General features: G+C 70.8%; 15 protein-coding genes. 6 read left to right on the plus strand and 9 right to left on the minus strand.

The window, feature by feature from the left end:
• Positions 1 to 30 precede the first annotated feature (30 nt).
• A complete protein-coding gene (locus Pla163_RS15920; RefSeq protein WP_145190770.1) occupies positions 31 to 1,086 on the minus strand; it encodes a Leu/Phe/Val dehydrogenase in 1,056 nt (351 codons plus the stop codon).
• A gap of 278 nt (positions 1,087 to 1,364) precedes the next feature.
• Positions 1,365 to 4,055 carry a type I DNA topoisomerase gene (gene topA, locus Pla163_RS15925; protein ID WP_145190773.1) on the minus strand — a complete coding sequence of 897 codons (2,691 nt, stop codon included), beginning with the start codon at positions 4,053 to 4,055 and terminating at the stop codon, positions 1,365 to 1,367.
• Positions 4,056 to 4,374: 319 nt separating this feature from the next.
• On the opposite strand from topA, the gene Pla163_RS15930 reads away from it, so the two are divergent.
• Both Pla163_RS15930 and Pla163_RS15935 read left to right on the plus strand, forming a co-directional pair.
• A complete protein-coding gene (locus Pla163_RS15930) occupies positions 4,375 to 7,437 on the plus strand; it encodes an ATP-dependent DNA helicase (RefSeq protein WP_419186028.1) in 3,063 nt (1,020 codons plus the stop codon).
• Positions 7,438 to 7,500: 63 nt separating this feature from the next.
• Positions 7,501 to 8,409 (plus strand): 50S ribosomal protein L11 methyltransferase, encoded by a 909-nt coding sequence (locus Pla163_RS15935; RefSeq protein WP_419186029.1) that lies wholly within the window; start codon positions 7,501 to 7,503, stop codon positions 8,407 to 8,409.
• A gap of 22 nt (positions 8,410 to 8,431) precedes the next feature.
• On the opposite strand, the gene Pla163_RS15940 is transcribed toward Pla163_RS15935, so the two are convergent.
• From Pla163_RS15940 to Pla163_RS15970, 7 genes are all read right to left on the minus strand, one after another.
• Positions 8,432 to 9,301: a hypothetical protein gene (locus tag Pla163_RS15940; protein WP_145190783.1), complete on the minus strand. Its 870-nt coding sequence runs from the start codon at positions 9,299 to 9,301 to the stop codon at positions 8,432 to 8,434.
• Positions 9,302 to 9,449: 148 nt separating this feature from the next.
• Positions 9,450 to 11,093: a flotillin family protein gene (locus Pla163_RS15945; RefSeq protein ID WP_145190786.1), complete on the minus strand. Its 1,644-nt coding sequence runs from the start codon at positions 11,091 to 11,093 to the stop codon at positions 9,450 to 9,452.
• Complete coding sequence (locus tag Pla163_RS15950) at positions 11,090 to 11,731, minus strand: NfeD family protein (RefSeq protein WP_145190789.1); 642 nt, start codon at positions 11,729 to 11,731, stop codon at positions 11,090 to 11,092. Before Pla163_RS15950 ends, Pla163_RS15945 begins: the two co-directional genes overlap by 4 nt.
• Before the next feature lie 343 nt (positions 11,732 to 12,074).
• On the minus strand, positions 12,075 to 12,863 hold the full coding sequence (locus tag Pla163_RS15955) for a hypothetical protein (protein ID WP_145190793.1): 789 nt from the start codon (positions 12,861 to 12,863) through the stop codon (positions 12,075 to 12,077).
• Between the two features lie 286 nt (positions 12,864 to 13,149).
• On the minus strand, positions 13,150 to 14,016 hold the full coding sequence (locus Pla163_RS15960) for a LytR/AlgR family response regulator transcription factor (protein ID WP_145190797.1): 867 nt from the start codon (positions 14,014 to 14,016) through the stop codon (positions 13,150 to 13,152).
• Entirely contained in the window at positions 14,016 to 15,632 is a 1,617-nt protein-coding gene (locus Pla163_RS15965; RefSeq protein ID WP_145190799.1) for a sensor histidine kinase, read from the minus strand. The genes Pla163_RS15960 and Pla163_RS15965 overlap by 1 nt, the downstream gene beginning before the upstream one ends.
• A 138-nt stretch (positions 15,633 to 15,770) precedes the next feature.
• Positions 15,771 to 18,584, minus strand: coding sequence for a ThuA domain-containing protein (locus Pla163_RS15970; protein ID WP_419186030.1), 2,814 nt, complete (start codon positions 18,582 to 18,584; stop codon positions 15,771 to 15,773).
• 114 nt (positions 18,585 to 18,698) lie between these two features.
• Here Pla163_RS15970 and Pla163_RS15975 point away from each other — a divergent pair, with 114 nt between their 5' ends.
• From Pla163_RS15975 to Pla163_RS15990, 4 genes are all read left to right on the plus strand, one after another.
• Positions 18,699 to 19,370, plus strand: a complete 672-nt coding sequence (locus Pla163_RS15975) for a response regulator transcription factor (RefSeq protein WP_145190805.1) — start codon at positions 18,699 to 18,701, stop codon at positions 19,368 to 19,370.
• The gene (locus Pla163_RS15980; protein ID WP_145190807.1) at positions 19,367 to 20,734 is read left to right on the plus strand and encodes an ATP-binding protein; all 1,368 of its coding nucleotides are present in this window, start codon (positions 19,367 to 19,369) and stop codon (positions 20,732 to 20,734) included. Before Pla163_RS15975 ends, Pla163_RS15980 begins: the two co-directional genes overlap by 4 nt.
• A gap of 144 nt (positions 20,735 to 20,878) precedes the next feature.
• On the plus strand, positions 20,879 to 21,127 hold the full coding sequence (locus Pla163_RS15985) for a DUF4266 domain-containing protein (RefSeq protein ID WP_145190810.1): 249 nt from the start codon (positions 20,879 to 20,881) through the stop codon (positions 21,125 to 21,127).
• Positions 21,112 to 22,299 (plus strand): DUF3570 domain-containing protein, encoded by a 1,188-nt coding sequence (locus tag Pla163_RS15990; protein WP_145190813.1) that lies wholly within the window; start codon positions 21,112 to 21,114, stop codon positions 22,297 to 22,299. Before Pla163_RS15985 ends, Pla163_RS15990 begins: the two co-directional genes overlap by 16 nt.
• Positions 22,300 to 22,328 lie beyond the last annotated feature (29 nt).

Raw genomic sequence — 22,328 nt, forward strand, 5'->3', positions numbered from 1 at the left:
CCGTGCGAGCTCCGGGCGTACCGTTGGCGCTCAGGCCTTCGCGCGCGCCTGTTCGAGACGGCGCTCGGCGAGGCGGTCGGCGGCCTCGTGGGTCGAGATGCCTTCCTCGCGGCTGATCGCGAAGACCTCCTTCAGGTTGTCGTAGATGCGATCGATGCGCTCGAGCGCCTTCGGCTCGTCGTAGCCGCCGGGGCCGACCTCGATCGACACGTTGATGATGCCGCCGGCGTTGATGACGTAGTCGGGGGCGTAGAGGATGCCCATCTTCTTCAGCTCGTCGCCGTGGCGCTCCTCGAGCAGCACGTTGTTCGCGCAGCCGGCGATCGCCTTGCAGCGCAGCTCACCGATGGTCTGGTCGTTCACGCCCGCGCCGCGAGCGCAGGGGGCGTAGACGTCGACCTCGAGGGCGTGGTGGCCCTTGTCGGGCACGACCTCGAAGCCGTGCTCCGTGGCCAGATCGCGCGCGCGCTTCTCGTTGAGGTCGCAGACGATGATCCTGGCGCCGCGCTCCTTGAGCATCGTCGCCATGGTCCCACCGACCGCGCCGACGCCCTGGATCAGGATCGAGCGGCCGTCGAACGAGTCGGACCCGAAGGCCTCCTCCAACACCGCGCGCATGCCCATCACGACGCCGCGGGCGGTGTACGGGCTCGGGTTGCCGGAACCACCGCTCGCCCGGGACAGACCCGTGACGTGCTTGGTCGACTTGGCCACCTCTTCGAGGTCGGCGATGCCGATGTTCATGTCCTCGGCGGTGATGTACTTCCCGCCGAAGCTGTCGACGAAGCGGCCCATGGCCTGGAACAGCGCGGGCGACTTCAGCTCGGCCGGCTCGCCGATGATGACCGACTTGCCGCCACCGAGTCCGGTCTGGGCGACCGCCGACTTGTACGTCATGCCCTTCGAGAGGCGCTTGACGTCGAACAGAGCCTCGTCCTCGGAGGCGTACGGCAGCATGCGCATGCCACCCAGTGCCGGTCCCAGGGTCGTGTCGTGGACGGCGATGATGGCGTGCAGGCCGGTGGCCTCGTCGCGGCAGCGGGCGACGCGCTCGTAGCCTTCGACGGGTAGCTCGGTGATGTCCATGGTGGGTCGTATGTCGCAGGTCGCGGCCGCGCGGGCCGTCGGACGTGTTCGGGTGTTCGGCAGCGCCACGCGCTCGTTCCGAGCAGGGCTCGTTCGGCCCTGGCGGGGCACCATCCTACCGTCGGGGGTGCCCGGGTCGCAGCGCTGGAGGGAAGTCTGTGGAGCGCGCGCCGCCTCGACGGCGAGGCACCGCCCTCGCGGTCCAGTGCGCCGCCGGGCGGACCCGATGCGGGCCGCGCGCGGTGACGGCGCCGCCGAGGTGCACCCCGTCGACGCTCCTACTCCGCAGTCTTCTTGGCGGTCTTCTTGGAGGCCTTCTTGGCCGTCTTCCTCGCGGCCTTCTTGGCGGTCTTCTTCGCCGTCTTCTTCTTGACCGTCTTCTTCTTCGACGCCGTCTTCTTGCGCTTCGGCTTGGCCTCGGCCTTCTTCGCGAGCAACTCGATCGCGTCCGCGAGGGTCAGGCCCTCGGGATCGGTGCCCTTCGGGAGCGACGCGTTGTAGGTGCCGTCCGCCACGTAGGGACCGTAGCGCCCGTCGAGCATCTTGATCTCGGTGCCGTCGGACTCGCGCACACCCAGTTCCTTCAGGACCTTGGCCTGGCGGCGTCCGCCCTTCTTCTCCTGGGCCAGGACCTCGACCGCGCCGGACACGTCGATGTCGAAGATCTCCTGGGGCTCCTTGAGACTGCGCGTCTCCTTGCCACAGCGCAGGTACGGACCGTAGCGCCCGTAGTCGGCCAGGATGTCCTCGCCCATGGTCGGGTGGACGCCGACGGTGCGCGGCAGGGACAAGAGCTTCAGCGCATCGTCGAGGCCGACCGAGTCGAGCTCCATCCCAGGCAGCAGCGACTTCATCTTGGGCTTGTCGCCGGTCTCCTCGTCGGGGTCGCCGAGTTGCACGTAGGGACCGAAGCGACCGGACTTGAGGTAGACGGGTTGGCCGGTCTCGGGGTGGTTGCCGAGCTCCGTCGGGCCGCTGCCGCGCTCGAGCAGTTCGACCGCGTGTTCCAACGTGACCTCGTCGGGCGCCGTGCCCTCGGGAATGCTGGCGCGATCCTCGCCGCGCTCGAGGTACGGGCCGTACTTGCCGACGCGCACGTTGATCTGCACACCTTTGGCGTCCTCGCCGAGCGGCAAGGTGCACGACGTGCGCGCGTCGATGTCCTGCTCGAGCAGCTTGGCGAGGCCGGGGTCGTCGCCGCCGCCGAAGTAGAAGTGCTTCAGGTACGGCAGCGCCTCGAGCTCTCCGTTCGAGATGCGGTCGAGGTCGTCCTCCATGCTCGCCGTGAACGTCGTGTCCACCAGCGCGCCGAAGTAGTTCTCGAGCAATCCGACGACCGCGAAGGCCGTGAAGGTCGGCACGAGCGCGTTGCTCGACTTGATGACGTACTCGCGGAAGATGATCGTGTCGATGATCGACGCGTACGTGCTCGGGCGGCCGACGCCCTTCGCCTCGAGCTCCTTGACGAGCGAGGCCTCCGTGAAGCGCGCGGGCGGTTGCGTGGTGTGGTCCTTGGCGCCGAGTTCGACGCAATCGAGCGCTTCGCCCTCCTTCACGCTGGGCAGCACCGTCTCCTTGTCCGCCAGCTCGGCCGTCGGATCGTCCGCACCCTCCACGTAGGCGCGCAGGAAGCCCGGGAACTCGATCGTCTTGCCCGAGGTCTGCAGCACGGCGCGTCCCCCCTTCACCTTGAGCGTCACGCGGTGGCCCTTCGCGTCGGCCATCTGGCACGCCATGGTGCGTTTCCAGATCAGCTCGTAGACGCGGGCTTCGTCGCGACCCATCTGGCTCGCCACCTGCTCGGGCGTCTTGAAGTCGCCGGCCGGGCGGATCGCCTCGTGCGCTTCCTGGGCGTTCTTGACCTTCGTCTTGAACTGACGCGGCGTCGGCGTCAGGTAGTCGGCCCCGTAGAGCTTCTCGATCTCGCGCCGCGTGTTCTCGATCGCCTGGCTCGACAGAGTCGTCGAGTCGGTACGCATGTAGGTGATGAAACCGTTCTCGTACAGACGCTGGGCGGCGCGCATCGTGTCGCGCGCAGAGAGGCGCAACTTGCGGTTGGCCTCCTGCTGCAGCGTCGACGTCGTGAACGGCGGACCGGGGCGATCCGTGGTCGGCTTGCGTTCGAGCGACTCGACGACCCAGTCGACGCCGTCGAGTTCGGAGCGCAGCTTCGCCGCCGCCTCCTCGTCGAGCCACAGCGCGTCGCTCTTCGCCTTGAGCTTCCCGTTGTCCGCGTCGAAGTCGCGCCCCGACGCCACGCGCTGTCCGTCGACGGTCACGAGCGTGGCGTCGAACGGCGTCGGCGTGCCGGCCTTCGACGCGAACGTGCCGGTCAGGTCCCAGTAGGTCGAACGCACGAAGGCCTGGCGCGCGCGCTCGCGCTCGACGACCAGACGCACGGCGACGGACTGCACGCGACCGGCCGACAGCTTGGGCGCGATCTTGCGCCACAGGATCTGTGAGACCTGGTAGCCGAACAGTCGGTCGAGCAGACGGCGCGTCTCCTGCGCCTCGACGAGGCCGGTGTCGAGTTCGCGCGGGTTGGCGAGCGCGTTCTGGATCGCCTCCTTCGTGATCTCGTGGAAGACGAGGCGCTTGAGCGGGACCGTCGGCTTCAGGACCTCGACGAGGTGCCACGAGATCGACTCGCCCTCGCGGTCCTCATCCGTCGCCAGGTAGATCTCCTTGGCGTCCTTGACGAGCGCCTTGAGCTTTCGGACCTGCTCCTTCTTCGACTGGGGGACGATGTAGAGCGGCGCGAAGTCGTTCTCGATGTCGATCCCCAGCCGCGTCCACTTCTGGTCCTTCATCGCCGCCGGGATCTCCTTCGCGGAGGTCGGCAGGTCGCGGATGTGGCCGACGGACGCTTCCACGACGAAGCCATCGGGGAGGAATCCCTTGATGGTCTTGGCCTTGGTGGGCGACTCGACGATGACGAGGCTGGTGCCGTCTGAGGACTTCTTGGCCACTGATGGTGTTCGCGAGAGGGAGCTAGGGTCGGCCGGCGGGCGGCAAGGGCTAACAGAAAGGCGCCCCACCTTCCAGGTCGATGCTCCGCGGTCCGCCCGTCCGCAGGGGGTTCCGAGCGGTGCGCAACCGGCGCGGCGCCAACCGGTTGCGCTCGGTGCGAACGATCCGTCGAGGGAGCGCCCGCCACCGGGGCGCGCAGCGGGAGTCCTGGTTGGTGCGCGCCCGCCGGGCAGCGACTACCCTCCCGCCAGAGTGATCGATCGCGGACGCAGCAGCCCCCTGGGACCAGGGCCCGAACCCGACCCGGCGGGCCCACAGGTGGACGCCGCCGATCGCACGGGCGATCCGACGGCCGATCCCGCTGCGGAACCGCTGCGGACCGCGCGGCCACGGCTGGGGCACGTGCTGTTCGCCCGGGTGGCCGCCGCCAGTCGGGTGGAAGGGGCCCAGGGCCGTCCGCGGGCGCTGGAGGTCCTCACAGGGCCCCAGGGCGGCGCAGCGGTGCGCACGCTGTACGGACCCGATGACTGGGGCGAGCTCGAGGGCGCCACCGTCGTGGTGCCACGGCGCGACACGTTCGAGCTGTGGCTCGACCAGTGTCGTCTGCTCGGCGCCGCCCCGCCGATCCCGGGCGCGGTGATGGGTCTCGACGAGTTGGCGGGCTGGCTGGCGCCGGGCGGTTCGGGCAGCGATCTCGAACAGCTGCTCACGCGTGCGACGGGGAGCGCGGGTGGCCCCCTCGACGCGAGCGGGCCGGCCGCGCTCGAACGGGCCACGCGCGCCCTCGTCCGGGAGATCCACGGCCTCGCCGCGGGCGACCTGGCCTGCCTCGGTCGGGCCTGGGAGGAAGCGGGCAGCCGACTCGCGATCACCGACCCCGCTGCGGCGCACCGCCTCGTCCACCTGGCGCGGCTCGTCGACCGGCCGAGCCTGTGGGCGGGCGCGAGCGAATCGGTCTTCGGGGGGATGGACGGCCTCGAGGACGGTCGGATCGCGGGCGCGCGCTCGGACTTCGGCGACCTGGACATGGCGCTGGCCGAAGCGCGACCGGGTTGGGCGTACGAGACCGCGCGCCGCGAGGACGAGCCGGCCTCGATGCCGCCCGACCGCGACGGCGTCGAACCCCTCGCCGACGCCGACCTCGAGCGCGTCGACCAGGCCTTCGCCGAGATCCTGCCGCAGATCGGCGGCGGTCGGGCGGCGCGCGGGGCGACACTCGACGTCCGTCCCGCCCAACTGGACGTGGCACGCAGCATCGCGCGCTCGCTCGGCACGCGCACGCACCTGTTGCTGCACGCGCCGACCGGCACGGGCAAGACGCTCGCGTACTTGATCCCCGGCCTCCTGTTCGCGGTGCGCAACGGACTGCGCGTCGGTTTCGCGACCTACACGAAGGCGCTGCAGCGTCAGGCCTACGACCGCGATCTGCCCGTGGCGCTGGCGGCTCTCGAGCGTCTCGGCGTCGAACGTCCGCGCGTGACGGTGCTGAAGGGGCGCGCGAACTACGTCTGTTGGCGCGCGCTCGTCTCGCTCGCACCGGGCCCGGCCGACGGCGCGGCGCGTCATCTGGCCTGGTGCCACCTGCTCGGCTTCGCGCTCACGTCCGAGGACGGCGACCTGGACCGCCTGCCGCGCAACGGTCTCGACTTGTTCGGTGCGGTGGACGGGCTGGAACGCGAGTGGGAGCTCCTGCGGCGTTCGATCGGAGCGAAGTCGGGCTGCTGTACGCGCCCGCACGACCGCAGCAGCTGTGGCGCGGACGCCGCACGCAAGCGGGCCGAGCGCAGCCACGGCGTCGTGACGAACCATGCGTTCGCCCTCGCGCGGCCGGAGTTCTTCCGCCACCTGGTGTTCGACGAGTGCGAACACCTGCACGACCAGGCCCATGCCGCGTTCAGCCGCACGATCACCTTCGAGCGCGCGCGGCGAATGCTCGACGAGCTGGGAGGGAACAGCGGTCGCGGCGTCCTGAACGCGCTGGCGCGCGCGGTCTCGGGGGCGCTGGCCTTCGGCGCGACGCAGGTCGAGCTCGACCGGTCGCGGGCGGCGCGCACTCGGGCACGCACGGCGCTCGGGCAACTCGAACGCGGCGCGCGCGCCTTCATCGAGTGGCGCCAGGAACGCGAGGCCGACCGCAGCGCCAGCGACGACCACGCCCTGCTGCGCGAGTTCGTCGAGGCGGGCATCGATGCCGGCGACGCGTCGGTCGAGCTCCTGCTCGTCGGGCACAACGGTCTGTGTCGCGCGCTGCACGAGTTGTCGACCGGGCTCGGCGCGCTGTCGGAAGGGCTGTTCGAGGTGCGGATCCCGCGTCGCGAGCGCGTGCGCTTCCGGCTCGACGAAGCGCGCACCGAGGTCGAGGAGCTGAGCGACGCGATCGCGCCCTGGCTCCCGCTCCGCGACGGCGAACCGCGCTTCGACCGCAACACCTTCTACGACGTCGTCGAGCGCCCGAACGGCGACCTGGCGCTCGAGACGCGCGTGCTGTTGCCGCACGAGTACCTGGGTCGCTTCCACTATCCGCGGCTGGCGGGCGCGGTCTTCCTGTCGGCGACGACGCTCTTGCGCGGCGGCTTCGAGGACGCGCGTCGCTACCTGGGACTCGAACGCGCCGCCGAACCGGCCGAGGACGAGGAGCGCGAACCCGAGAAGGTCGTCGCCCACGCGGCGCCGGAGGCTTTCGACTACTCGCGCGTGCTGATGCTGGCGCCGAGCGACGTGCCCGACTACCGCGGCGACAAGGCCGGGTGGCTCGACCACGGCGCGCGCCTGATCGCGCACGTGGCCATGCGGACGAAGGGACGCGTACTGGCGCTGTACACGAACCAGTCCGACCTCGAGGCCGTGGCTCGACGCCTGCACCCGCACCTCGCACCGCGCGGGATCGAGGTCCTGGCTCAGAACACGGGCGGGCAGAGCGCCGAACGCCTCGCCGATCGCTTCCGCACCCACGGCTCGGCGGTGTTGCTGGGCGTCGACAGCTTCTGGTTCGGCGCGGACTTCGCGGGCACGGCGCTCGAGTACCTGTTCCTCGCGAAACTCCCCTACGGCGTGCCGGATCGCTACCACCAGGCCCAGTGCGCGGCGATGGGTCGCGGCGAGCAGCGGCGCACGATCTACATGCCGCGCGCGCTGGCCCGCTTCCGACAGGGGTTCGGACGCCTCATGCGCCGCGTGGACGACTCGGGCTGCGTGTTCGTGCTGGACAAGCGCCTGGTCGAGCCGCGCCACCGGTCGTTCCTGCGCGAACTGCCGATGGCCGTCGACGGGGTGCGGGGTGCGCGTTTCGTGCGCGCGTCGACCGACCGGTGCCTCGACGCGGCCTTCGAACACATGGGGATCGACGCCGCGGCGGAGCCGTTCGAACGGACGCGACTGTAGCGGCCGCCGCCGAGCGCTCGGCTGCTACCGTGCGCGCCTTCGCGTCCCCCACCAGGTCGAACCGTGCCCAGCTCCTACATCGAAGTCCGCGTCCTCTGTCCCGTCGGTTGGCACGAGGTCGTGGCCGACGTCCTCGCGATCGGTCCGTGCACGTCGGTCGTGCTCGGTCGTCCGAACCTCGGCGTCGACCCCGCGCCCGACGGTTTCGACTGGGTGCGCACGTTCTTCCCGAGCGACGAGGACACCCGGGCGCTGCGCGAGGGCATCGCCAACGGACTCGCGAGCGTGGCGGAGAGCACCGGCGTCGACGAGCTCGCGGGGCTGGAGGCCACGTTCCACGAGCTGCCGGCCGAGGACTGGGCCACGTCGTGGAAGAAGAGCTGGAAGCCCTTCCGCGTCGGGAACCTCGCCGTCGTCACGCGCGACTGGAACCGCGCGCCGAAACCGGACGACGTGCGCCTCGTGCTCGAACCGGGCGGTGCGTTCGGCACGGGCCGCCACGCGACCACGCGCACGATCCTGGCGCTGTTGCAGGAGCGCGACGTCGCCGGTGCGCGCGTGCTCGACGCCGGCACGGGCACCGGCATCCTGTCCGTGGCCGCGGCGCGTCTCGGTGCGGCGAACTGCCTGGGTTTCGACATCGATCCGCGCAGTGCGATCGAGGGGAACGACCTCGCGAGGACCAACGGCGTCGCGGAGCGCTGCACCTTCCGCATCGGCGACTTCGGGGTGCTCGACGAGCGCGACACGGCCTTCGACGTGGTGCTCGCCAACATCTACAGCGACGTGGTCCAGGCCTTCGCGACCGACCTGGCCGCGCGACTCGGTCCGACCGGCTGGTTCGCGTTCAGCGGCTGTCCGGACCGGCACCGCGAGCCGACGCTGGCCGCGATCGAGGCCGCCGGACTGCACGTGGAAGAGGTTCGCCAGCGCGGGCGTTGGCTGACGTTCGTCGGTCGGCACGCGGGCTGACGCGCCCGCGAACCGCCCGACCTCAGCGCGCGAGGCGTTCGAGTCGCGCGAGACGCTCGGGCTCGTTCGCCACGAGCCACGCGTCCTGCGCGAGCAACTCGTGGGCGCGCGCGAAGAACGGCGTCGCCTCGTCCGCGCGCTCGAGCAGCAAGAGGCACTCGCCGACCTCCTCGAACACGTAGCCGTCGGGTGCGTTCGCCGCTTCGCGCTCGGCCATCAAGGCCTCCTGCTCCGCCAGAGCTTCTTCGACGCGCCCGAGTTCGCGGTGCGCGCGCGCCACGGCCCAGCGCGCGATCCAGATCGGTTCGACCTGCTCGGGCCGTTCGCGGCGCAGGACGAGCGCCTGCTCGAAGAGCTCGAGCGCGGCCGCGTGCTCTGTGGCCTCGAACTGGTTCCAACCTTCGTTGTTCGCGATCACGGCGCCCCAGCCGCGCGCGGAGGGATCGGAACTCGCGTGGGCGATCCCGAGCGCGCGCCGGTTCCACAGGCTGGCGGCGTCGCCCGTCTCGGCGATCCCGAGCATGTGCGCCGCGTCCACCGCCAGGTAGTCGAGCCCGGCCGCGTTCGCGCGCTCGAAGGCCGACTCGAAGGGTGCGATCGCTCCCGGGAGGTCGCCCGACGAACGGGCGAGCCGGCCGCGTTCGAGCTCGAGCAGCACGCGGACGCGCGCGGCGCCGGTCGACGGTAGGTCGCGCGCGGCGGCCGCGAGTTCGGCGCGCGCCTCGTCGAAGCGCTGTTGCAGACCGAGGGCGCGCGCCACCTGGGTGCGCAGCTCGGCGGCAGCCACGCCGTCCGCGGCGGCCTCGGCCTCGCGCAGACGGGCCTCGCTGGCCGCCGGATCCGCGAAGTCCCACAGGCCGCGCCACGGGGCCATGTCCTTCTCGCTCTGCATGCTGTGGTCCTCCCGGGGCGGCCCCGCCTGGGACCAGTCGTTCGCGAAGTCGGACAGAACGGCCGGCGCCGGATTCGCCGCGCAGCTCGCGACCACGAGGGCCGCGCACAGCGCGCCGATCCGGCGCCGGACACCTGCGGACGCGGGCTCAGTTCGAGCCATCGCCCTTCGACTCGGAGGCGTCCTTCGCGGCGCCGTCCGCGTCCTTCTTCGATGCACCGCCGCGCTCGGCGATGTCGTCGTTGGACACGAGCTTGCCGAAGAAGTCGGGCATCTCGACGCCGCCGATGTCGCGCATCATGTGGAGCATCGGCGGGATCGTGCTGCCGAGGTTCTGCAGGAAATTGCTGGTGGCGCCTTCCCCGTTCTTGCCGCCGCCGTCCCACACGACGACCTTGTCGAACTTGATGTTGCTGATGGCCTGGGCGGCGTTCTTGCTGAGGTTGTCGATGTGCTCGAGCATCAGCATCTGGAAGGCGCCCTGCGGTCCGCCACAGCTCTCGACGATCTGCTTCAGACCGTCGCCCTTCTTGGCGAGGATCTCGTACTGACCGCGGGCCTCGGCCTCGAGCTTGGCGTAGATCGCGGCAGCCTGGGCCTCGGCGTCGATCTTCAGCTTCGCGGCCGCCGCTTCGGCGTCGACGATCGTCGTGGCCTTCTCGGCCTTCGCGACCGCTTCCAGTTGAGCGCGCTTCTCGGCCTCGAGCTTCTTCGCCTGAGCCTCGGCCGCCTTGGCCTCCGCCAGGTACTGGGCCTCGAGCACCGCCGCGTCCGCTTCACGCTTGCGCGTCTCGGAGCGCTGGAAGGCCTCGGCCTCCTGGATGCGCAGGTCGGCGTTCGTGCGCGCGACCGCGGCCTTGGACTCGTTCTCGCCCTCGACGGCGCGCGCGTTGGCCTCGGCGATGCGGATGCGCTTGTCGCGGTCCGCGTCGTTGACCTGGACCTGCTGTTCGAAGAGCGCGGTCTGCTCACCGACGGTCTGCTCCTTCAAGAGTTCGGCCACGCGCACGGTCTGCTCGCGCTCGGCCTCCTTGGTGCCGATCATCTGCACCTTCTGGGCGTTCGCCACCTGGACGGCGCGCTCGCGTTCGGCCTCGGCCACACCGATGGCACCGCGGCGCTCCTGGTCGGCCACGTCGATCTGGGCCGACTGGATGGCCTCGGCGGCCGCCTTCTGACCGATGGCGCGGATGTACCCGGACTCGTCGGTGATGTCCTTGATGTTCACGTTGATCAGGACCAGACCGATCTTCGCGAGCTCGGGCTCGAGCGAGTTCTGCACGCTGGCGAGGAACTGGTCGCGGTCGCGGTTGATGTCCTGGATCTGCATGCCCGCGATCACCTGGCGCAGCTGGCCGAAGATGATGTCCTCGGCCTGCTTCATGATCTCGGGCGTCTTGAGGCCGAGCAGACGCACGGCCGCGTTGTTCATGATCGCCGCGTCGGTGCCGATCGCGACCGTGAAGACGCTCGGCACCGAGATGCGGATGTTCTCGGCCGAGAGCGCGTTCTCGAGCGGGATCTCGATCTGGACCGGATCGAGGTTCAGGTACTCGTAGTCCTGGATCAACGGCCAGACGAACGCGCCACCACCGTGCAGCGTGCGCGACGAGCGTCCCGTCGACGTGCGCCCGTAGATCACGAGCACCTTGTTCGAGGGGCAGCGCTTGTAGCGGCGCACGATCGTGAGCAGGAGCCCCAGTCCGATCAGCAGCAGCGCCGGGATCAGAACGACCCAGAACAGGTCGCCTCCGCTGAGCGGGTCGGCCGGGGTGAGAAGTGCGAGGTTCATTCAGCGTTCCTATCGACGGGGACTACTTCGAAGTACGTCGGTGCGGTCATGCGCACCACCCGAACGGCCGCTCCCGTGGGCAAGTCCTCGCCCTCGGTGTGCGCGTCGTACTCGACGCTGCGGCCCTGGATCTCGACCGTGATCTTGCCCTTGCCCGCGCCCTGGCCGGGGATGCGCAGGTAGACGCGGCCAACCGTGCCGATCGCCTGGCGCGGGTCCATCGTGCCGCTCGAGTCGAGCTTCGAGTAGAGCGACATGATCCAGGCCACGAGGACCAGGACCGATGCTCCGCTCAGGGTCGCGATGGCCAGCGAGGCCGTGTTCGGCCATCCGCTGCGCGCGCCGGCGAGCCCGACGAGCCCGAAGATCAGCAGTGCGCTCGTGACGGCGCGCACGGAGAGGAGCGGAAGACCGCTCCCGTGTCCGATGTCCGAATCGGCGTCGAGGACGTCCATGCCGTCCGTGGCGTCGAAGGCGTCGGTGTCACCGATCCCGATGAACGACAGGGCCACCTGCACGAGCAGGACCCCGCCGCCGACCGCGGCACAGAGCGCGTAGGTCGTCTGGATCGTCCACTCCTCGGGCAGCCAGTCGAAAGCTCCGGCGAGGGCGGGAAGGTGGGCGTCGGTGGGCAGCATCACGGGCACGCTCCTGGGTGATCCGATCCGCCGCGCACGCTCTCACGACGAGGGCGGCGTCGGCGACGTGCTCGGTGCGGCGAGCGCGGCCAGGGTAGCGAGCCCTACTCCAGCTTCCAGCGCCCATTCACTCGAGGCGCCGTGCCGCGCGGGTGCTGCCCTCCCGACGACGCCTCGTCGGCGTCGTGGCGCGCCGCCGCTCCCCGGGGTGCCCGGAACCCGCTGCGTCACGGCCCGGAACGTCCGCGGCCCGCCGCGACCCCGGAGTTCGGGATCGCGGCGGGCCGCGTGCTGGACGTTCGTCCGGTGGCGCACCGGAAGGTCGCGCCGGCGTCGCCTCGACTCAGAACGAGCCGCCCGGCGCGCCTCCACCAGGACCGCCGCCGGTGTCGCGGTTGCCGCGACCGCCGCCGCCACCGAAGCCGCCCCAGCGATTGTTGTTCTCTTCCTTGTACTGGTCGTACTGGGCCGGGGTGAGGAAGCCGGCGAGCGACTCGTCCATCTCGGTGCGAATGGCCTCGAAGCTGTCGCGGATCTCGGTGCGATCGATCTCGCCCGAACGCATCTTGTCGCGCATCTCCTCGGTCTTCGCGTTGTTGTCGATCATGAGCGTGCGCATCTCGGTCTGCTGGTAGGCGTTCAGCCCCAAGGACTGGGTCAGCTCGGCGATGCGCTCCTCCATGCGGTCGGCCTCGCGCTGTTCGCGTTCGGCGTCGCGCTCGGCGGCTTCGCGTTCTTCGATGCGGGTGATGGCCGCGGCCACCGCCTGTTCGAACTGCGGATCACCGGGTACGGGCGCCGCGGCGGCGGCCGTATCGGGTCCGGCACGTTCCATCTCGCTCGCGACGGCGCTGGGAACGACCTCGCGGCGGTTCAGCATTCCGACGACTTCGTCGAGGCGCTGCTCGAGTCCGGTCTGGCGCATCTCGAACGTGTCGCGCAGGAGCGCCTGGTTCGCGTCGATCTGCTGGACCGCGGCGGCCAGGTCGGTGGGCAGTTCGCTCCCGGTGGACGTCAGGGTCTTGGGGCCGTGCTGCTCGTTCGAGCTCGGCAGTGCGATCAGGAGAACGGCCGCGCAGGCGACGGATCCGGTGACGAGGCCGGTGATCCCGGCGGCGAGGAGGTTGCTCATGGTGATTGGTCGTTCGGGGCCGGTTGGCGGGCGGAGTGGGTGCCGCCCAGCGCGGGACATGGCCCGAGTGGCGCCGTGGCGCATCTTCCCCTCTTTCGGACGGCGTGCCACCACGGCTTCGCTCCGAGGCGCCGACGGGGCCCCGGGCGTTGGGAAGGAACCGTTCGGAGCGCGCGGTGGCCTCCTGGGGGCTCCCAGGGCGGTCCGACGGGGCTGCGTGTGTCTCGGGATCGAGGCGGCGCTGCCCAGGTGGGAGGCCCCGAGGCAACCGCTCGACCGGCCGCGCTCAGCCCAGGCGCCGGCGCAACGACGCCACCCGCGTTCGCGCCACGGGCAGCCAGCGACCGTCGACGAGGCGCACGCGCGCGGTCCCGCCCGGTCGGCTCTCCATCAGGCGCACCTGGTCCATCGCGACGATGTACGAGCGGTGGATGCGCATGAAGCGCGCGCGGTCCAGCTGTTGTTCGAGACGCGACATGGCCTCGCGCATGAGCTGCGGTCCGGCGTCGGTGAAGATCTCCACGTACTGGTCGGCGGCCTGGATGAAGCGCACGTCGTCGACGGGGACGATCTGGACCTGGCCCTCGCGATGGATCGTGATCGTCTCGAGCGGCGACTCGGGTGCGGCGTCGGTCGCGGGGTGGGTGTCCGCCCCCAGAGCAGCGACGGACTCGTTGGCCGCCAGTTCGGCGAGCAACTTGGTCAGCCGCTCGTTCGCCTCGAAGGCCTGCTCGCGGCGCAGGTGTCCCTTGACCTTGGTGAACGCGCGCGCGAGTCGATCGTCGTCGAAGGGCTTGAGCAGGTAGTCGACGGCGTTGCTCTCGAACGCCTCGACCGCGTACTGGTCGTAGGCCGTGGCGAAGATGACGAGCGGGCGTTCGTCGGGCTCGAGCGCGCCGAGGACCTCGAGCCCCGTGCGTCCGGGCATGTGGATGTCGAGCACGACCACGTCGGGCACCTCGCGCCGGATGACTTCGAGCGCCTCGTCGCCGTCGGAGGCCTCGCCGACGATCTCGACCTCGGCGTCGTTCGCGAGGGCGAAACGGACGCTCTCGCGCCCCATCGGCTCGTCGTCGACGATGACACAGCGGATCGGCTCGTTCTGGGCGTCGGCGGTGGTGTCGTCGACGGGGTCCTTCGAGATCTCGTTCATCACGGTTTCGGTTCGCAGGGCAGTTCGATGGTGACGCACGCACCGCGCGCGCCGAGTTGGTTGCCGTTGGACAGCTCGAAGCGCTGGCCGTCGGCCCCGAAGATCCGGACCAGGCGCTCGCGCGTGTTGAACAGGCCGACGTGGACCTCGTCGTCGGACGGGTGACGGCGCAGGGCGAGGACCTCGTCCGCAAAGCCCGTCCCGTCGTCCTCGACCACGAGCCGCAGACGGTCCGACTCGCGATGCGCGGTGATCCGCAGGGTCCCGGGGCCGGTCTTCGCGGCGATGCCGTGGCGGATCGCGTTCTCGACGATCGGCAGCAGGAGCAGCGGAGGGATCTCGACGTCGAGCGCCGCCGGATCGAACTCGCGCTCGATGGTCAGTCGGTCGCCGAGTCGCACGCCTTCGACCGCGAGGTACTCGTCGATGAGCTCGAGTTCCTGTCGCAGCGGCCAACGGTCGGCCCGGTCGGAGTCGAGCGTGCGCCGCAACAGTCCGCCGAGACCCGACAGGGTGCGCAGTGCTTCGTCCGCGCGGCCGGTGCGCACGAGTCCGCCGATGCCGTGCAACGCGTTGAACAGGAAGTGCGGCTGGAGCTGGGCGCGCAGGGTGCGCAGCTGGGTCCGCGACAGTTCGCTCGACAGTTGCGCCGCCTCGAGCTCGAGCGCGAGCTGACGCCGTTCGGACTCGCGGCGCGCGAGGAACGCGAACGCGGCGCCCGAGAGGCCGAGCGCGATCAGATACAGGAGCACTTCGCGCGGCAGGCGTTGACCGGCGGTCTCGCGCGCCGTCGGAGCCAGTCCGCGCGCGCGCAGTCGATCCATCCGCGACTGGAAGGCGCTGCGCGGCGAGCGGACGTCGGCACCCGGTTCGCCCCCGCCGGCCCCACCCTGTCCGAGGCCGGGCGGCGGCCCCGGGTTCGGGCGCGGGCCGAAACCGTCGCGACCAGGACCCTCGCGCGGCGGGCCATCGCGACCCGGCTCGACACGGCCCTCGTCGGCACGCTCGCCGCCCGTCTCCTGCGGATCGCCGAGCTGGGCAGGACCTTCACCGTCCGGAGCGGACTCCCGTCCCTCGTCCTCGCGCTCCGCCCTTTCGTTCCTGCGCTGCGGGTCGCGTTCGCGCCGCCGTTCGCGCGACAGGCGCTCGAGCTCCATCAGCGACGGCGCGTCGGCCGACTCCCGCACGGGCGGTCCGACCCAGTCGCGCAGGCGGTCGGTCGAATGGTGCTCGATCCACCCCATGCCCCAGGCGCAACCCAGACACAAGGCGATCTGCGCGCCGGCGAACAACAGAGGATGCAGTCGCCGCCAGCTCCAGACGAACAGCGCGAGCAACAGCGGTGCGAGGAGGGCCCACAGGGCGTTGTGGACGAACTCGGGCACGAAGAGCGAGACCGTGTTCACCTCGCCCCAGCCCTCGGGCAACCGGATCTCGAGCGCCTGGCGCTGCTGATCGCTGCCGAGCCAACTGAGCACGGCGACGAACATCGCGACGGCGATCGACAGACGCCACGGCGAGCGCAAGATCCGTTCGACGGCTCCGATCGCCGCGGCCGAGGCGGGGTTCACGCGCTCGTCGAGAGGACGTTCGTTCCCGGTGGGCTGTTTCGGCACGGTCGGCATGGAGCTCGAGAAGGACGGCGACGGCGCGCGCGGCGGCCCCGTTCTCCATCGGCCGAAGCCTCACAGAGAATGGACCCGCGCGCCAGTCCGTCGCCAGCGCGTTCGCCACCGCTCGCGAGTTCGGCGCGTTCAGTCGACCCAACCGGCGGCCCAGGACAGGGCGCCGAACAGGTGCTCGCGGAAGAGCGGTTCGGTGTAGGACGCGTTCGTGTGGCCGCCGGCGGTGTAGATCGCGCGCCCGCCGGCCTCGGTGTGGCACCAGGCGACCGGATGGCCAGAGTCGCGCGGCATCTCGCTGCCCTCGTAGGAGTCCTGGTCGAGCTCGAGCAGCACGTGCACGCTCGCCCGCGGCGCCGCGCGGAAGTTGTACCACTCGTCCTCGCGCGCCCACGCGGCGGGCAACATCGTCGTGGATGCGTGCGCACCGTCCTCGACGCGCACGGTCGCGTTCTGGATGCGCGGGTGGCTCTTGAAGTACGCGGCGACCAACTCGCCGTACCAGGGCCACTCGTACTCGGTGTCGGACGCGCTGTGCACGCCCATGAAACCGCCGCCGGCCGCGACGTAGCGTTCGAACGCGGCCTGCTGTTCGTCGTCGAGCACGTCGCCGGTGGTGTTCAGGAACACGACGGCGTCGAACGCGGCGAGCGCGCGATCGGTGAAGTAGTTCGGGTCCTCGGTGATGCGCACGTCGAAGCCGCGCTCGCTCGCCAGGCCGTCGAAACAGCGCCAACCGTCGGGGATCGAACCGTGCCGGAATCCGGTCGTGCGGCTGAAGACGAGCACGCGGCGTTCGTCGGTGCCGCTGCCGGCTTGCGCGCGACGTTCGTCGAGCGGCCGGCGGTTGAGCGTGTACCAGCATTCGGGCGACCAGATCGACTCGCCGTCGGCACTCGTCTGCTCGGCGAAGAGATGCACGATCCGGTCGGCGCGCAGTCCCGGCACGACGAGCCGCACGGAACGTCCATCGGCGCCCGGGATCGCGCGGGCCACGGCCAACTCCTCGAGGTCGAGCTTCTCGCCGCCGTACTCGGGCGTCGGCTCGTAGCGCCACTGCGACAACGCGTAGCGCGACGGATCGGCGAGTTGGCGCGGATCGACGGCGCGCGTGTACTCGATCTCGAAACCGTCCGGCGTCGCGCGGACCGTGCGCATCTCGAAGGCCGTGCGATCGGTCGGATCGAGGCGTTGCAGCCCGAACCGCGTGTTCCTCCAGCTCCAGGTGTCCGACGCACCGGTGCCGCCGACGAACAGCTCGCCGTTCGGGCCCCAGGCCAGACGGTGCACGCCGCACTCGAAGCCCTGACTGAAGCGGAACACGGCGCCCTGCCGCTCGCCGTCCACGTCCTCCATCTGCACGCGCCGGATCCCGCCGGCCTTCAGATCGCCGACCAACAGCTGGCCGGGGAACTCGCGCACGAGCGGCCCGCGATCGATCGGCAGGATCTGCGTCGGCGAGTTCGAGCACTCGTTCTGTGGCAGGTGCACCGCGGGCGGCGAGACCGGTTGGTCGTCGAACGGACCGGCGAAGCCGCCATCCGGATAGGCGTCGCCCTTCTGCGTGCTGTTGTAGTGGCCGTAGAAGCGACCGGGCTCGACGGCGTAGATCGAGTTCGACGGGTTCCAGGCGCCCTGGTTGTCGGACACGTAGATCCGACCGTCGACGCCGACGCCGATGCCGTTCGGCGTGCGAAAGCCGCCGGCCTCGTAGGTGGGCGGACCGCCGTCGATCGGCGCGCGCACGAGGGTGCCGCGATTCGGCGGGTTCGGGCCGTTGAGGCCGGCGTACTCGTACTCGCCCGGGTCGAGATAGATCGACGTGGAGAGCGTGGCGAGCAGGTCGTCGCCCTGTCGCGCCAGGCCGAACGTGAAGTGGTGGTAGTTGTCGGTCGTCCAACCGCTCGTCACGGTCCGACGCGTGTCGAGGCGCTCGGCGAACGTCAGCGGATCGTCGATCGCATCGATGCCGTAGCGGTGCGACACGAAGAGCGTGCCGCCGGGTCCCTCGTCGTCGAGATACAGCAGCCCGGCCGGCTCGTGGAACCCGTCGGCGAGTTTGCGCACGCGCACGTCGTCCGGGCCCCGCGCCGTCAGCGCGTTCTCGACCAGGTAGACGACCCCGTGCGCCTCGCGGTCGACGCCGTCGGCCCACCCCGCTTGGTTCGGGCGGAAGTTCGCGACGGCGAGCGTGCCGCCCGGCAACAGCGCGAGACCGCCGACCTGGGGCTCGAAGCCAGCGGGCCGCAGGTCCACGAGATCGAACGACGGGTGGACCGCATCGAGCGGCATCCCCGCGCCCGGCCGCATCGGACCGCCGGGTCCCATCAGTCGCTTCGGACCCGGCGACGTCACGCGCACGACGTTCTTGGGCGTGCGCAGCGCGCTGGTCGGCACCAGTTCGAACGCGTCCGCGCCCGGGGGCCGCCACGACCACTCGAGCTCCTCGCCGCCGCCGTTCTCGAAGAAGCGGATCTCGAACGGATGGGCCCCGGCCGCGAGGTCGATCGTTCCGTCCTCGGCGCGCGGCGCGTGGAGACCGTCGTTCCGCACGACCTCGCGCCCGTCGATCGTCAGCAGCGAACCGTCGTCCGAGACGAGCCGCATCCCGTAGCTGCCCGCGCGCTCGACCAGCAGCAGACCGCTGACCTCGACGTAGAAGTCGTCGCTCGGCCCGCCCGCCGCGAAGTCGTCCGCTTCGTCGAAGTCGACGAGGGCGACGAGCCGATCGACGTTGGGCGTCTGGCCCGGGACGAGCTCGGGCAGCTCGGAGACCGGGATCGGCAGTTGGTACAGCCGCAGCGTCGCGCCGGGCACCAACTCGTCGTCCTGGGCCCCGGCGGCGCCGACCTCCCCGACGGCACCCGTCGCGGGGACCAGGACGAGCGGCAGACCCAAGGCCGCGACGAAGGCGGCTCCTCTCCATCCGGCGGCGTGCTTCCACATGGCGGGCATGATGACACGTCCCGCACCTGGGCAAGCCCTCCCAGTGATCCCACTCGGTGCGAACATCCGAAGCCCCGTCGCCGTCGACTGGAGCGCCCTCACCAAGCACCCCCGATGCACATCCTCATCGTCGACGACGATCCGCGCCTGCGCTCGACCCTCGCGAAGGGACTCGCCCACGTCGGGCACGACGCCCACGTGGCAGCGGACGCCGACGAGGCCGAGAGCGCCATCCGCGCGAACCACTTCGACCTGGTCCTGCTCGACGTGATGATGCCCGGCCGCGACGGCTGGCAGCTGCTCGAGGACCTGCGCGCCTCGGGGATCGACGTCCCGGTCATCTTCCTCACCGCCCGGGACGCGGTGGACGAGCGGGTCCGCGGACTCTCGGCCGGTGCCGACGACTACCTGGCCAAGCCGTTCGCCTTCGAGGAGCTCGCCGCGCGCATCGACGCCGTCGCGCGCCGCCGCGCCTCGCTGCCGGTGATCGAACGCGGGCCGTTGCGCCTCGACCCCGGTCGGCGCCACTGCGAACTCGACGGCCGGCGGATCGAACTGTCGCCGCGCGAGTACGACCTCCTTCTGGCTCTGGCCCGAGCCGACGGTGCGCCGGTCGACCGCAAGCACCTGTTGAGCGAGGTCTGGGGCATCGACTTCGAGCCCGAGACCAACACGGTCGAGGTCCACATCGGCCGTCTGCGCAAACGCTTCGGACCCCGCGGCAAGCAGTTGATTCGCACCGAGGTCGGCGTGGGCTACCGACTCGATCCGCAGATTGCGCCGTGACCGGCAGGCGCTGGAGTCTCGCGGCGCGTCTGCGAGTGGGCTTCGCGATCGGCGCGGCGCTCCTGGTGGCGGTGCCCGCGGTCGTCAATCTGTGGCTGGTCGGGCGACAGGCCGAGGAGTCGGTCGACGCCCTGGTCCTCGAGGAGTTGCACGAGTTCGAGATCTACGTCTCGACCTCGGGCGGCGACAGCCAGGTCCTCCACGACGCAGTCGCGCGCCTCCAGGCCAATCACAGCGATGTCCTGATGGCCTTCCGCCACTGGGACGGCGTGGGCACGACTGCCCAGGTGTACGGCTCGCCGCAGGTCCTCGATGCGGTCGGATCGCTGCCCGCGCCGGGACCGGTTGCGTCCAGCCACGGCGCGATCCGGCGGCGCTCGCAGACGCTCGAGGACGGTGTTCGCGTCGAGTGCGCCATCGACGCCAGCGAGGTCTTCGCGCAGGCCCGCAACCTGCAGTGGACGATCGGCGGCGTGTCACTCGCGGCGATGGCCCTCGCCCTGTGCGTGGCCGAGCTGCTGACGCGGCGCACGTCGAGCCTCCTGCACGACGTGGCCGAGGGAGTGCGGCGCCACGGCAGCCTGCGTTCGCCGCTCGCCGTCGAACTCGTGAATCCGCCCGAGGAGATCCGAGAAGTCGTCGAGGAACTCGAACACCTGGTCGACCGCGCGCGCGACGAGGACGCGCGGACGCGCCTGTTGATCTCGAGCCTCGCGCACGAGCTGCGGGCGCCGATCCAGAACCTGGTGCTCGAGGGTCAGGTCGCGCTGATGCACGATCACACGGGCGCCGAGTACCGCGAACTGGTCGAGAACCAGATCGGTCTGGGACGCGAGCTCGCCGACGCCGTCGACAACCTCGTCGCCCTGTGCCGCAACGAGGATCCGACCGACGCGGGCCCGCGCGAGCACTTCGACCTGGGCGACGAGCTCGACGTGCGGCGCGAGCGCTGGGAGCGTTCGGCCGCGCGTCGCGGAGGGAGCCTCGCGGTCACCAAGCGCGGCGACCTGCGGATCGTCGGCGACCGCGAGGCCGCCCTGCGCGCCCTGCGCAACCTGGTTGCCAACGCGGTCGAGTGGACCGCCCCGGGGACGCCGGTCGAGATCGAGCTCGACGGCCGTCAGGACGCGATCGAGGTCCGGGTGCACGACCGCGGCCCCGGCATCGCCGACGCAGACCGCGAGCGCGCGTTCGAACCCTTCGTGCGCCTCGACGGCGAATCGGACCGCCGGCCCGGCTACGGCCTCGGACTCTCGATCGTCCGCCGCGGCGCCCAGCGCTTCGGCGGTGAAGCGCGACTCGAACCGCGCGCGGGCGGCGGCACGACGGCGGTGCTCCGACTGCCTCGCTCCCAGCCCGCCTGACCGGTCGACCCTGGTTCGCACGAGGCGCCGGTGGCACCGACGGGGCGGATGACCATCTGTTCATGGCGTGTGCGCCGGGCGTCGCCGAAGACTACGGGGTCGCCGCCCGCCCGCGCCCTTCGCGGACGGCGGCGCTCCGATCCCATGACGACCCACGATCGATCGCGAGGCCGCCGCCGAGTGCGTGCCCTGTTCCTGCCGCTGGCCGTGGCGCTGCTCCCCGGCTGCATCACGCCGCCCCCCTTCCACGAACGCGGACGTCTGTCCGACGAGATCATGGCCATGGGCGAGAACCCGACCGAGGCCCACTGGTACGCCAAGGTCATCAACTCGATGGAAGGCAGCGTCGGCGGTGTCGGCGGCAGCGGAGGCGGCGGATGCGGCTGCTACTGAGCCTATGGGCCGTCGCGCTGGTGTTCGTCGCACCCGCCGCGGCCCAGGACGACGCGAACCCCGCGCCCGGTCGCTACGAGCTCGCGCCCGGCGAGTCGGCGCTGTGGACCCAACTCGGCTTCTACTCGCACGAGGACGGGCCCGGCGACGGCAACCCGTTCCTCGACGAGGACCTGACCGTGATCGAGCCCGTCTTCATCTGGGACCACCAGGTGAGCGAGGACTGGGGCTACGGCATCACGCTGTCCTACGACATGGTCTCGAGCGCCTCGATCGACCGCTTGTCGAACTTCCCGGCGCAGTCCGGCGCGAGCGGCGACAACTACATCGGGCTCGACTACGCCTCCCGGCACAAGCTGTCGTCGACGCGTCAGTTCGACTGGCACGCGGGCGTGAGCACCGAGTACGACTACCTCTCACTGGGCGCCGGCGTCGGCTACACCCGCCGCGCACCGGCGTCTGGGATCACGGACTCCTTCGGGTTCAACACGTACTTCGACTCGCTCGACATCATCCGCTACGACGGCGACAGCTCGGAGGGCAGCGACGCGCGCATCTCGCTGACCGGCACGTGGACCCGCTCGCAGCCCTTGAGTCGCGTCTGGACCGGCGAGTTCGCGTCGCTGTTGACGCTGCAGTCGGGTTTCCTCGAGACGCCGTACAACGCCGTCGTCCTCGAGGATCCGGGCCTGGCGCCGAACCCGAACCTCGACAACAACGCCAACGGCATCGAGATCACCGAGGAACTGCCCGACACGCGCATCCGAGCCGCGTTCAGTCCGCGCGCGCGGCGCTGGCTGTCCGAGCGCTCGGCCTTCGAGCTCGGCGGACGCCTGTACGCCGACGACTGGGGCATCGTCTCCGCGACGTTCGAGCCGCGCTTCTACTACGACCTTCGGCCCGACCGACTGCGAATGCGTCTGCGCTACCGCTACTACACGCAGACCGAGGCCGACGACTTCTCGGACGAGTTCCTGCAGGCCGCCGGGACGCCCGAGTTCCGCACCCAGGACTCCGATCTCGGCGCCTTCGACTCGCACACGTTCGGCGTGCGCTTCGACGCGTTCTCGGAAGACGGACTGCCCACGTGGCACTTCGACCTGAACTACGCGCTGCGCGGCGACGGGCTCGACCACCTGTATGCCGCGATCGGCTACCGTTTCGACATCTGAGCCTCGCGCTCCAGCCCGACGACCGCACC

It is taken from the genome of Rohdeia mirabilis, from assembly GCA_007750655.1.
Taxonomy (GTDB): domain Bacteria; phylum Planctomycetota; class UBA1135; order UBA1135.

What these genes read in the sequence shown, in the direction of transcription:
- Pla163_RS15940 (WP_145190783.1), bottom strand. Translation starts at nt 9,301, where the DNA reads ATGCAGAGCGAGAAGGACATGGCCCCGTGGCGCGGCCTGTGGGACTTC.
- Pla163_RS15990 (WP_145190813.1), top strand. Translation starts at nt 21,112, where the DNA reads ATGCGGCTGCTACTGAGCCTATGGGCCGTCGCGCTGGTGTTCGTCGCA.
- Pla163_RS15955 (WP_145190793.1), bottom strand. Translation starts at nt 12,863, where the DNA reads ATGAGCAACCTCCTCGCCGCCGGGATCACCGGCCTCGTCACCGGATCC.
- Pla163_RS15945 (WP_145190786.1), bottom strand. Translation starts at nt 11,093, where the DNA reads ATGAACCTCGCACTTCTCACCCCGGCCGACCCGCTCAGCGGAGGCGAC.
- Pla163_RS15960 (WP_145190797.1), bottom strand. Translation starts at nt 14,016, where the DNA reads ATGAACGAGATCTCGAAGGACCCCGTCGACGACACCACCGCCGACGCC.
- Pla163_RS15920 (WP_145190770.1), bottom strand. Translation starts at nt 1,086, where the DNA reads ATGGACATCACCGAGCTACCCGTCGAAGGCTACGAGCGCGTCGCCCGC.
- Pla163_RS15985 (WP_145190810.1), top strand. Translation starts at nt 20,879, where the DNA reads ATGACGACCCACGATCGATCGCGAGGCCGCCGCCGAGTGCGTGCCCTG.
- Pla163_RS15970 (WP_419186030.1), bottom strand. Translation starts at nt 18,584, where the DNA reads ATGTGGAAGCACGCCGCCGGATGGAGAGGAGCCGCCTTCGTCGCGGCC.
- Pla163_RS15975 (WP_145190805.1), top strand. Translation starts at nt 18,699, where the DNA reads ATGCACATCCTCATCGTCGACGACGATCCGCGCCTGCGCTCGACCCTC.
- Pla163_RS15950 (WP_145190789.1), bottom strand. Translation starts at nt 11,731, where the DNA reads ATGCTGCCCACCGACGCCCACCTTCCCGCCCTCGCCGGAGCTTTCGAC.